Genomic DNA, 10996 nt, shown 5'->3' on the forward strand with positions numbered 1-10996 from the left:
CGCGGTCTATCGATGAAAAAAGCTGCCAGTGCCCATTGATCGGGCGCTGGCAGCTATCATTTTTCTAATCTAGACATCACGGCCATGGTGGCCGGCGCCTTTTGTCTGGCGCTTACATATCCAGGGCGCGCAGATCCAGCTTGCCGTCCTTCATCGGCGGGCACCAGTAGTACGAGTTCTTTACCGGATTGGACATCTGGAACAGGCCATCGACAATGCCATCCTCCTCGCCCGCCATGCGGCGCATCTGCGCCTCAAAAGCGTAGAAGCTGCGGCCAAAACCCGCAAAGATGGTGCCGATCTCGTCGCTGCCATCTGCCTTTACACGCCACCAGGGCATGTTGCGGCGCAGGATGAACGCCTCGGGCGTGAAGCTCTCCTGCGCGGTACGCTTGACGTGGGCGGACTCGGGCGCATCTTCCAGTTCTTCGTTGTCCGACAGACGGCGGCCGATCATGTGATCCTTTTGCAGGGCCGTCATGCGTGCAAAGGCTTCCTGGTCGTGCAGCCATTCCTGCACCGCAAAGTAGCTGCCGCCATCGAGGCCCTGTCCCATTCCATCAGCAATGGCTGCATGCACGGCCTCGCCGTCCTTCGGGTTCTCGGTGCCGTCTTCATAACCTGTCAGATCGCGGACCACATCCCTGCCATTCCATCCGTGGCGGAAGCAATCGAGCACCTGAACGCAGGTGAATGCAGGCGCCAGAAAAGCAGCCGCCTCGCGCGATGCCTTGAGCAGGTCACCCTGCTCGGCGCCGCGCAGCCACAGACACAGCGCGTGCGGCGTCAGTGGCAACTCGCCCTGGGGGCCCTTGATGGAGGGAAAGTTGCGCAGCCCCGGCACCTGCACGCCCAGCAATTGGGCCAGCGACTCGCCCACGGCCACCACGGCGTTCACGCCATCGGCCCAGCTCTGCAACTGGCCAAGGGCCTTGCGCACGGCTGCCGCGTCACCGGACACGTTCCAAAATTGATAGCGGCTGACCGCAGGCAGATCTTGCAGGATTCCTGGCTGGTGTAATGGCTTCATGGCATCTTCAAGTGAATTGGCTGGCATGCATCCCTTTGCGCATACCCACCGTGGTGATGTTCAACCGCCCATTGTGTACCAGTCTGGCTTCATGAGCGGCTTCTTCGGCTTTGAGCTGCCTGACTGCCAGACCGTCTCAATGGCGCTCAGGCTTCATCACTTGCGGGTTGCGAGGGGCTCTCTACGCCCAACGCATCGCACAGCTGCTGCACGGTGGCACGCAGTTGGGCAACTTCCGCCTCCAGGGTTTCCACACGGTGCTGCAGGCCGGCAGATGCAGGGGCGCTGCCGGCTGCGCTTTGCAGCGCAGCCACATCAATGGGGCCGCACAGCAGATGTGCCCAGCGCTGCTCGCGCGCGCCCGGTGCCCGTGGCAATTGCTGCACCAGCGGGCCGCCCTTTTCTTCGCTGCGCTCGCGCAACTCGTCCAAAAAGGCTTCGACCGAAGAGATATCGGCAAAGCGGTGCCAGCGCTCGGAATTGATACGCAGCTCCCCAGCAGTCTGCGGGCCGCGCAGCATCAAGAGCGACAGCAGCACCGCCGACTGATCGGGTACGCCCACGCCGCGCGGAAAGTTGTGCTCCCAGCGGGTGGATCGGCTACCGCTGATCTGCACCGCCAACCCCTGCTGGCGCAACTCGTCCAGCGCCTCTGCGGCTTCGCCTTCGGTCACCTCCATCACGGGGTCGCGGCTGGATTTCTGGTTGCAACCGGTGACCAGCGCGTTGAGCGTGAGCGGGTAGCTGTCCGGCACAGTGCGGGCTTTTTCCATCAGGGTGGCAAGCACGCGAGCCTTGATGAAAGTCAATGGGGTCGAGCGATGATCGAAAGGCATAGGGGTTTCCTGAAAATATTGCGCACATCGTAAACAGGTTCCGATTCCATTTCCGCTCCACCCGGCTGCTTTGGGGGCATTGCCAACCAGCTTGACCACGGCGCCTTTCCGATGGTGTGTGGCCGCGGCAACGCCGCTGCCGGCCTGAGCGGGGGTAGCGCCATGCTGCCCTCGTTGCAGCAATTGGCAGAATCTGTGCGATCAATGTCATTGCTGACAAGGCATTTCTTACGCACACTGGCGGCATGCCCTCCGCCCAACCACCCAACTCAAACGCAGCCGCCTGCGCCGCCCAACCCGGCCACCGCGTGGTCTGCGTGGCCTACCCCCGCGCGATGAGCCTGGACATTACCGGCCCCATGCAGGTGTTTGCCACCGCCAACGATGTGCGCGGGCGCCAGGGCCTGCCCGGGTTTTACCAGCTGACTTTTGCCGGGTTGGAAAAGGGGAAGGTCACGCTGTCGTGCGGGCTGCAGATGGTTGCCAGCCACGGCCTGCGCCAGTTGCGCCTTGCCGCCAACACCACGGTTCTGATCCCCGGTGGCGACGGCATCGAGGACGCGCAGCACAACGCAGCGCTGCGCCAGTGGGTGCAGCGCGTGGCGCCCAAGGTGCAGCGGCTTGGCTCCGTATGCTCAGGAGCCCTGGTGCTGGCGCGCGCGGGCCTGCTCGATGGCCTGCCCGCCACCACACACTGGTGCCGCCTGCAGGAGCTGGCGGGGCTTGCACGCGACATCCATATCGATGGTGACCGGCTCCACACCTACGATGCCGCCCATCCGCAGCAACGGCATATCTTCACATCGGCAGGGGTCACCTCGGGTATCGATCTGGCTATCAGCCTGGTGGAGGCTGATCTGGGCCGCGCCATGGCGCTGGCCGTAGCGCGGCAGTTGGTGATGTTTGTGCGCAGGCCGGGCGGGCAGGCCCAGTTCAGCCCATTGCTGGCCGCCGAAACCACTCAAGCGCCGCGCCTCGCCCGGCTTCTGGAATGGATTCCCAGCCGCCTGGGCGACGACCTGGGCATCGAGCAACTCGCGGCCCAGGCCTGCTTGCCGCCGCGTACCCTGGCCCGCGTGTTCCAGCAGGAATTGGGGACCTCGCCCGGCAGATATGTGGAGCGTGTGCGGGTCGAAGCCGCTGTCACCTTGCTGAGCCAGCGGCAGGCGTCGATCGCCACCGTGGCGCGGCTGTGCGGTTTCGGCCATCCAGAAAACCTGCGCCGCAGCTTTCACAAGACGCTGGCTGTCAGCCCGCAGGCCTTTGCCGAACGCTTTGGCGCTGGCTAGCCCTGCTGGCATTTCCCTTTCCAACTAAAACCTGCCCTGGCGCTTGCCACCAGGGCGCAGCAGGCTCATTTTTGATAACCAGGAAAGCTCCGTATGCTCGTACGCCGCCACCCCCAACTGCTCACGCTCAGCATCGCCCAGGCGTTGTACTGGTCGTGCTCCATCATCGGCATCGCGCTCACGGCACTGGTGGGCCAGCGTCTGGCTCCATGGCCCGTGCTCGCCACCGTGCCGCTGACCTTGCTTGTCGCAGGCAACCTGCTGGCAATTGGGCGCCTGTCGCGCTGGATGCAGCGCCATGGCCGCGCGCGCGGCCTGCAATATGGCGCACTGATGGGCGTTGCCGCTGGTCTGCTGGCGGCCTGGGCGGTATACATCGGCAGTTTTGCGCTGTTCTGTGCCGCCATGGTGCTGCTGGGCTGCTACCAGGCATCAGCCGGGTTTTACCGTTTTGCGGCACTTGATGGCATGGAGCCGCAGCACAAGGGCAGCGCCGCAGCCTGGGTACTGGCCGGAGGCATCGCAGCCGCCGTGCTCGCACCCAGCCTGGCTATCCATGCCTCAGGGGCGCTTTCCACGCCCATGGCAGGGGCCTATGTGGCGATTGCCGCCCTCGCGCTGCTGGCCTGCGCGCTGCTGCAGCGCCTTCCAGCCAGCCTCAAAGCGCCCATGGCCGGTGCATCCTCCACGGGCTCCAACGCCATCGTATCGCGCCGTCAATTGTGGCAGCGCCCTGCCATCCGCCAGGCCATCATGCTCAGCGCCTGCGGCCACGGCTTGATGATTCTGGTGATGAATGCCACACCACTGGCCATGCATGGCGCGGGGCATTCGCTCGCAAACTCTACCCACGTCATTCAATGGCATGTGCTGGGCATGTTTGTGCCGTCGCTCGTTGCTGGCAAGGCGGTGGATCGGTTTGGTGCACGCCGCATCGCCTGGCTGGGAGCGGCGATGCTGGCCATCAGCGCTGCAGTGGCATTGACAGGGCAGGCTTTCTTTCCGTTCCTTGTCAGCTCCCTGCTGCTGGGCGCAGGCTGGAACCTGATGATTCTTGCAGGAACGACCCTGCTGTCACAGGCTTGCACCCCGCAAGAGGCTCCGCAGGCCCAACCTTTGATGGAATGGGCCAACAATGGCAGCGCAGCCGCCATGTCCTTCAGCTGCGGCGTACTGATTCAGACCTTGGGCTGGTCTGCGATCAACGCAGTCATGCTGCTGGTGCTGACAGCACTGGCCTGCGCCCTGCTGCGCCAGGCCCGTCAACCCGTGCTGGCGCGTCCGTCTGCGGACTGAGGCGCGCGGGGCAGTAGGCTTGTCGTGCCCCCTGGGCATGTGCAAAGGCATCAAATTCAATAGCAAACACCGCCATCAGGCGGCTACTGAACAGCCCCAAAACGGCCGCTCTTCGCGTCGCGTGAGCGACTGGCAGTCCGCCCGAAAAGGCGTTCCGGGAGACTTCCACCCTCTACAGTGCATCGGCAATAACACCACCAGGAGACGCCATGTACACCCCATCCCCTTCATACCGTTCACTCCGCATCGCCGGATGGATCGCGGCAGCAGGCATTGCCTTCTGCGCCGCGCCAGTCTGGGCAGGCACCATTGAGGCAGCCGAATTCAACAGCCCCACCTTGCAGCACAGCTGGACCTACAACGTTTATCTGCCCACCGGCTATGACGCCAACAGCAAGCTACGCTACCCCGTGATGTACCTGTTGCACGGCAACGATGGCGCGCGCAATGACTGGCCCGTCAAAGGCAACCTGCTGCAGACGGCCGACCAACTGATCCAGACCGGCCAGATCCCGCCCGCCATCATCGTGATGCCCGATGCAGGCACCACCTGGTATGTCGATCTGAAGGAAAAGATGGAAACCGCCTTCTTCAACGATCTCGTGCCACATGTCGAAGGCAGGTACCGCACCCTCAAGACCCGCGACGGCCGCGTGATCGGTGGCCTGTCGATGGGCGGCTACGGTGCGCTGCGTTACGTGCTCAAGTACCCCGAGAAGTTCCAGGCCGCTGCGCTGCTGAGCCCGGCCATCTACAACCCTGAGCCTCCCGCCGATTCTTCCGCCCGCTTCGTGAAGGTGTTTGCCGAGCCCAATACCGACGGCGCATATAGCCGAACAGTCTGGCAAAGCTATAACTACCCGGTGCTGTGGGAGCAGTTCCTGGCCAAAAAGGTCAGCGTGCCGATGTATATCAACAGCGGTGATGACGATGAATTCATGATCGAATCCGAAGCCACCCAGCTCTACAGCCTGCTGCGCAAGAACAAGCAACCGGCAGAGCTGCGCATCGTCAACGGCAAACACGAATGGCCGGTGTGGGAGAGCACCGTGGGCGATGCGCTCAAATATGTGTTCCGCACCGTGCGCCGCCCGCAGGCAGACCAATAGTCAAATAGTCACCCGCCTCCCCCCCAACGGCTTGCTGACCTGAAGCGGCCATGCAAAAAGGGATCCGGCCAGGATCCCTTTGTCACATCCACAACCGTACTTACAAGTTGCCGACCATCTGCTCAGGTACTACCCATTGGTCGAACTGCTCGGCCGTCACATGGCCGCTGGCAATCGCCGCGTCACGCAAACTGGAGCCTTCCTTGTGCGCCTTCTTGGCGATGAAGGCTGCCTTGTCGTAGCCGATGTGGGTGTTCAGCGCCGTCACCAGCATCAGCGAACGCCCAACCAGCTCTGCAATGCGCTCGCGGTTGGGTTCGATCCCCACGGCGCAATGCTCATTGAAGCTGACCATGCCATCGGCCAGCAACCGCACGCTTTGCAGGAAGTTGTGCGCTACCAGCGGACGGAACACATTGAGCTCGAAATTGCCCGATGCACCACCAAAGTTGATGGCCACGTCGTTGCCGAACACCTGGGCACACAGCATGGTCATGGCTTCGCACTGCGTGGGATTGACCTTGCCAGGCATGATGGAGGAGCCCGGCTCGTTCTCGGGAATGGAGAGCTCGCCCAGGCCGCTGCGCGGGCCACTGGCCAGCCATCGCACATCGTTGGCAATCTTCATCAGGCTGGCGGCCAAAGTCTTGAGGGCGCCATGCGCATGCACCAGGCCATCGCAACTGGCCAGCGATTCAAACTTGTTCGGTGAGGTGATGAAGGGGTAGCCGGTGATGGCTGCCAGCTCCTGGGCCACGCCTTCCGCGTAGCCCTTGGGCGCATTCAAGCCCGTACCCACTGCCGTACCACCCAACGCCAACTCGTACAAATGCGGCAGCGCAGCCTTGATGTGGCGCTCGCCATGCTCCAGCTGCGCCACCCACCCCGATATCTCCTGCCCCAGTGTCAGTGGCGTCGCATCCTGCAGATGGGTGCGGCCGATCTTGACAATGTCGGCAAATTCGATGCTCTTGGCCTTGAGCGTACGGTGCAGTTGTGCAACCGCAGGCAGCAGCTTTTGCCCCACCGCCGTCACCGCCGCCACATGCATTGCGGTGGGATAGACGTCGTTGCTCGACTGGCTTTTGTTCACATCGTCATTGGGATGCACCAGGCGCGATTCGCCGCGCTCACCACCGAGCAGCTCGCTCGCACGGTTGGCCAGTACCTCGTTGACATTCATGTTGGTCTGCGTGCCCGAGCCGGTCTGCCACACCACCAGCGGAAACTCATCCGGGTGCTGGCCGGCAATCACTTCATCCGCCGCAGCCACGATGGCCCGCGTCTTCTTTTCCTCCAGCAGGCCCAGCTTGTGGTTGACCGTGGCAGAGGCCTTCTTGACCTGGGCCAGCGCATGAATGATTTCACGCGGCTGGTGCTCGCCACTGATATTGAAGTTCTGGATCGAGCGTTGCGTCTGCGCGCCCCACAGCTTGTTACTGGGAACATCGATCAAACCGAACGTATCTTTTTCCTGCCGAACCGCCGCCATGAAATGACTCCTGATGAAAAATGATGAATCCTGCCCCTGTGCTCAGCCCTTGCCCAATTCACGCCAGCTCTTTTCACTGATGGCAACGCCGAACTTTCGGGCCGCACTCTGTATACGCGACCATGCATGGTCGCGCTCATCATCGCTGACCTCGCCCACCTGGTTGAAACGGGCAACCGCGTTGCGCACATGGGATGCATCTTCCAGCGGCAATTTGCGTTGGCGGGAAAAGGCGAATTCGCCAGCTGGCAACGCATTGCGGTGCTTGGTATCCAGTTCACTCATGGCAACCTCCCTGGTCCTTGAGCCGCGAGGCAGCTATCGCCACCTTCCACGCTTGTTGATTGCAGCATGCTTCACATACCTGCGGCTGACAGCAAAAGCCGCCAATTCATCATCCTGGTTTGCAATGGACGAATGAACGCCTGCGAGGAGCCAGCCTTGGCCACAAATCTTCAATCTCGGCATCCAACCACCTCCCCGATACGAAACAAGAGAGTTCCATGCGATGAACCCGCTGGCATGGGCAGCAGGCAGTGAAACCCTCGGCAGACGCCGCCGGGACACGGAACAGGACAACTCCGGTTGTCCTTTTTTGCTACCCGCTTCCTATGAAACCCTGTCACAGACCACATTTCATGCCAGACATTCCCGACAGTCTTATAGAAGAGTTCTCGGACATTGCCTGCACGGAAATCCGAGTAGCGTCGATAATTAGCGGGTTTTCCCGCGCCAGCCAGGCGCCCCCAATAACCCGAGAAGCTTCACGATGACCACCTCCATCCGCCAGCAGGACCTGATCGACTCGATCGCAGGCGCCCTCCAGTACATCAGCTACTACCACACGCCCGACTTCATCCAGCACCTGGCCCGCGCCTACGAGCGCGAGCAGAGCCCGGCGGCCAAGGATGCGATGGCCCAGATCCTGACCAACTCCAAGATGAGCGCCACCGGCCAGCGCCCCATCTGCCAGGACACCGGTATCGTGAACGTGTTCCTCAAGGTAGGTATGGATGTCAAGTGGGAAGGCTTCACCATGGGCCTGGAAGACGCCATCAACGAAGGCGTGCGCCGCGGCTACAACCACCCTGACAACACGCTGCGCGCCTCTGTCGTGGCCGATCCGCAGTTTGCCCGCAAGAACACCAAGGACAACACGCCTGCCGTCATCAACGTGCAGATCGTGCCCGGCGACAAGCTCGACGTGACCGTGGCAGCCAAGGGCGGCGGCTCGGAGAACAAATCCAAGATGATCATGATGAACCCGAGCGACAACCTCGTCGACTGGGTTCTGAAGACCGTGCCCACCATGGGCGCTGGCTGGTGCCCACCGGGCATGCTGGGCATCGGCATCGGCGGTACCGCCGAAAAGGCCGTCCTCCTGGCCAAGGAAAGCCTGATGGAAGACCTGAACATGTACGAGCTGCAGCAGAAGGCGGCTCGGGGCGAAAAGCTCGATCAGGTCGAGGAACTGCGTCTGGAACTCTTCGAGAAGGTCAATGCCCTGGGCATTGGCGCGCAAGGCCTGGGTGGCCTCACCACTGTGCTGGATGTCAAGATCAACATGTACCCCACGCACGCGGCCTCCAAGCCCGTGGCCATGATCCCCAACTGCGCAGCCACGCGCCACGCTCACTTTGTGATGGACGGCTCCGGCCCCGTGTACCTGGAAGCACCTTCGCTGGACCTGTGGCCCAAGATCGAATGGGCCCCCGACTACAACAAGTCCAAGCGCGTCGACCTGAACACCCTGACCAAGGAAGAAGTGGCCAGCTGGAAACCCGGCGACACCATCTTGCTCAACGGCAAGATGCTCACCGGCCGCGACGCCGCGCACAAGCGCATCCAGGACATGCTGGCCAAGGGCGAAAAGCTGCCTGTGGATTTCACCAACCGCGTGATCTACTACGTGGGCCCGGTGGACCCCGTGCGCGACGAAGTCGTCGGCCCTGCAGGCCCTACCACCGCTACTCGCATGGACAAGTTCACCGACATGATGCTGTCCAAGACTGGCCTGATTGCCATGATCGGCAAGTCCGAGCGCGGCCCGGTCGCCATCGAGGCCATCAAGAACCACAAGAGTGCCTATCTGATGGCCGTGGGCGGCGCAGCCTACCTCGTCTCCAAGGCCATCAAACACGCCAAGGTCGTGGGCTTTGAAGACCTGGGCATGGAAGCCATCTACGAGTTCGATGTGGTTGACATGCCCGTGACCGTGGCTGTCGATGCTGGCGGCACCAGCGCCCACAACACCGGCCCCGCCGAGTGGAGCAAGCGCATCGCCTCGGGCGAATTCAAGGGCATTGCGCTGGCAGGCGCCTGATGCGCTGAACAGCCCGCGCTGGAATGAACAGAACCGCCTTTGGGCGGTTTTGTTCTTTTGGGGAATGTGCCAGGCGCTTGCAACCAGCCCATTCCCGTCGCAGAACCAGCACGCTGAATTGCACCCCGTTACGCAACTGGCGGGAACCTGCGGTACAACCACCTCTCCAACAGGCATTTTCACGACCAGGACCACCGCCCATGACCGCTGACGAAATCCGCGCCACATTGACGATTTGCCTGCTGGCATCCTTTGCCGATGGCGAGAAACATGACCGCGAACGCGAGCAGATCCGCCAGGTTGCAGAAGGGCTGGCCGGTGACCATCAGGTGAACCTGCCCAGCCTGTACCAGGATGTACTGCTGCGCCGCGTGCAATTGGCCGATGTGCAAGCACAGCTCACCAGTGCTGAATCACGCCAGTTGGCTTACGAAATGGCCGTGTGCGTGTGCGAGGCCGATGGCCAGACCAGCGCCAAGGAGGAAGCCTTTCTCGCATCGCTGCGGCAGGCCTGGCAGTCCGGTGGCGGTAGCACCATGGCTGCGACCTCTGCGCCCACCACGCCCAAAACTTTTGAGCGAGATGCCCAAACCATTGCCGAGGCGCCGCTCAGGGCGGCTGCACCCGAAGGGGCTGTGCCTGTGGCCATCGGCAGCGGCCCGGTTCCGCACCCGGCGGCGGTCGATACCTTGCCCGGCGAAGCCGACCAGCGCCGCCCCAGCCAGCTGACAGCGGCAGACATGGACAGCAAGATTCTCAAGGCGTCGATTCTGAACGGCGCCATCGAACTGCTGCCCGAGAACCTCTCCACCCTCGCCATCATTCCACTGCAGATGCGGCTGGTCTACCAAATTGGCCAGAGCTACGGTTACGAGCTGGACCGTGGCCACATCACGGATCTGCTGGCTGCGCTGGGCGTCGGCCTGACATCCCAATACCTGGAGCAAGCGGGCCGCAAGCTGCTCGGCGGCCTGCTGGGCAAGGCTGGCAAAGGTCTGTTGGGCGGACTGGGCCGCCAGGCCGTCAGCAGCGGCATGAGCTTTGCCAGCACCTACGCGCTCGGCCATGTCGCCAACCAGTACTACGCCGGCGGCCGCCAGTTGTCCACCGACATGCTGAAAAATGCCTACCAGCATGTGATGCAGGACGGACGCGTGCTGCAGGAGCGCTACCTGCCCCAGATGCAGGAAACCGCACGCGGGCTGAATACGGCCAAGATCATGCAGATGGTACGGGGTGCCTAAGAGCCGCTAACGCAACCCAGCAAATCGCAGATTTGCGGTTGAGACTAGGCGCCGGGCCGCGTCAGGCCGGGCCGCGTCAGGCCGGGCCGCTTCAGGCCGGGCCGCGTCAGGCGAAGCCGCAGGCAGTACAGACGTACGACAAGGCTGGGCGCCCCGGCTAGGCGCCCCCGGCTAGGCGCCCCCGGCTAGGCGCCCCCGGCTGGGCGCCCCGGCTGGGCGCCCCGGCTAGGCACCTCCGGCTAGGCGCCCCCGACGAAGCAACGACGTATCAAGGGTTGTGTTAGGTTCTATGTTTTGCGTCAAGCGACTTTCGGCAATAGTTGCTCCGGATTAAAGGCGGTCTGGCCTCTCCAAATTGCAAATGCCACTCGTAAAAG

General features: G+C 62.6%; 9 protein-coding genes. 5 read left to right on the top strand and 4 right to left on the bottom strand.

Features of this window, described 5'->3' with window-relative positions; genetic code table 11:
• Window positions 1–112: 112 nt before the first annotated feature.
• Window positions 113–1030 carry a Dyp-type peroxidase gene (locus HNP33_RS11435; RefSeq protein ID WP_184708331.1) on the bottom strand — a complete coding sequence of 306 codons (918 nt, stop codon included), beginning with the start codon at window positions 1028–1030 and terminating at the stop codon, window positions 113–115.
• Window positions 1031–1176: 146 nt separating this feature from the next.
• A complete protein-coding gene (locus HNP33_RS11440) occupies window positions 1177–1866 on the bottom strand; it encodes a YceH family protein (RefSeq protein WP_184708329.1) in 690 nt (229 codons plus the stop codon).
• A gap of 245 nt (window positions 1867–2111) precedes the next feature.
• On the opposite strand from HNP33_RS11440, the gene HNP33_RS11445 reads away from it, so the two are divergent.
• The 3 genes from HNP33_RS11445 (at window position 2112) to HNP33_RS11455 (ending at window position 5560) form a co-directional block, all read left to right on the top strand.
• Window positions 2112–3155, top strand: a complete 1044-nt coding sequence (locus HNP33_RS11445) for a GlxA family transcriptional regulator (protein WP_184708327.1) — start codon at window positions 2112–2114, stop codon at window positions 3153–3155.
• Window positions 3156–3248: 93 nt separating this feature from the next.
• Window positions 3249–4451: an MFS transporter gene (locus HNP33_RS11450; RefSeq protein WP_184708325.1), complete on the top strand. Its 1203-nt coding sequence runs from the start codon at window positions 3249–3251 to the stop codon at window positions 4449–4451.
• Between the two features lie 209 nt (window positions 4452–4660).
• Window positions 4661–5560 carry an alpha/beta hydrolase gene (locus tag HNP33_RS11455; RefSeq protein ID WP_184708323.1) on the top strand — a complete coding sequence of 300 codons (900 nt, stop codon included), beginning with the start codon at window positions 4661–4663 and terminating at the stop codon, window positions 5558–5560.
• 100 nt (window positions 5561–5660) lie between these two features.
• Here HNP33_RS11455 and fumC read toward each other — a convergent pair whose 3' ends face one another.
• The gene (fumC, locus tag HNP33_RS11460; protein ID WP_184708321.1) at window positions 5661–7052 is read right to left on the bottom strand and encodes a class II fumarate hydratase; all 1392 of its coding nucleotides are present in this window, start codon (window positions 7050–7052) and stop codon (window positions 5661–5663) included.
• Window positions 7053–7094: 42 nt separating this feature from the next.
• Entirely contained in the window at window positions 7095–7337 is a 243-nt protein-coding gene (locus HNP33_RS11465; RefSeq protein WP_184708319.1) for a DUF6582 domain-containing protein, read from the bottom strand.
• 484 nt (window positions 7338–7821) lie between these two features.
• Here HNP33_RS11465 and HNP33_RS11470 point away from each other — a divergent pair, with 484 nt between their 5' ends.
• Complete coding sequence (locus tag HNP33_RS11470) at window positions 7822–9375, top strand: fumarate hydratase (protein ID WP_184708317.1); 1554 nt, start codon at window positions 7822–7824, stop codon at window positions 9373–9375.
• 200 nt (window positions 9376–9575) lie between these two features.
• On the top strand, window positions 9576–10619 hold the full coding sequence (locus tag HNP33_RS11475) for a YcjF family protein (RefSeq protein WP_221452056.1): 1044 nt from the start codon (window positions 9576–9578) through the stop codon (window positions 10617–10619).
• The last annotated feature ends 377 nt before the right edge of the window (window positions 10620–10996 follow it).

Source organism: Comamonas odontotermitis, assembly GCF_014207855.1.
In the GTDB taxonomy this organism is placed as follows: domain Bacteria; phylum Pseudomonadota; class Gammaproteobacteria; order Burkholderiales; family Burkholderiaceae_C; genus Comamonas; species Comamonas odontotermitis_A.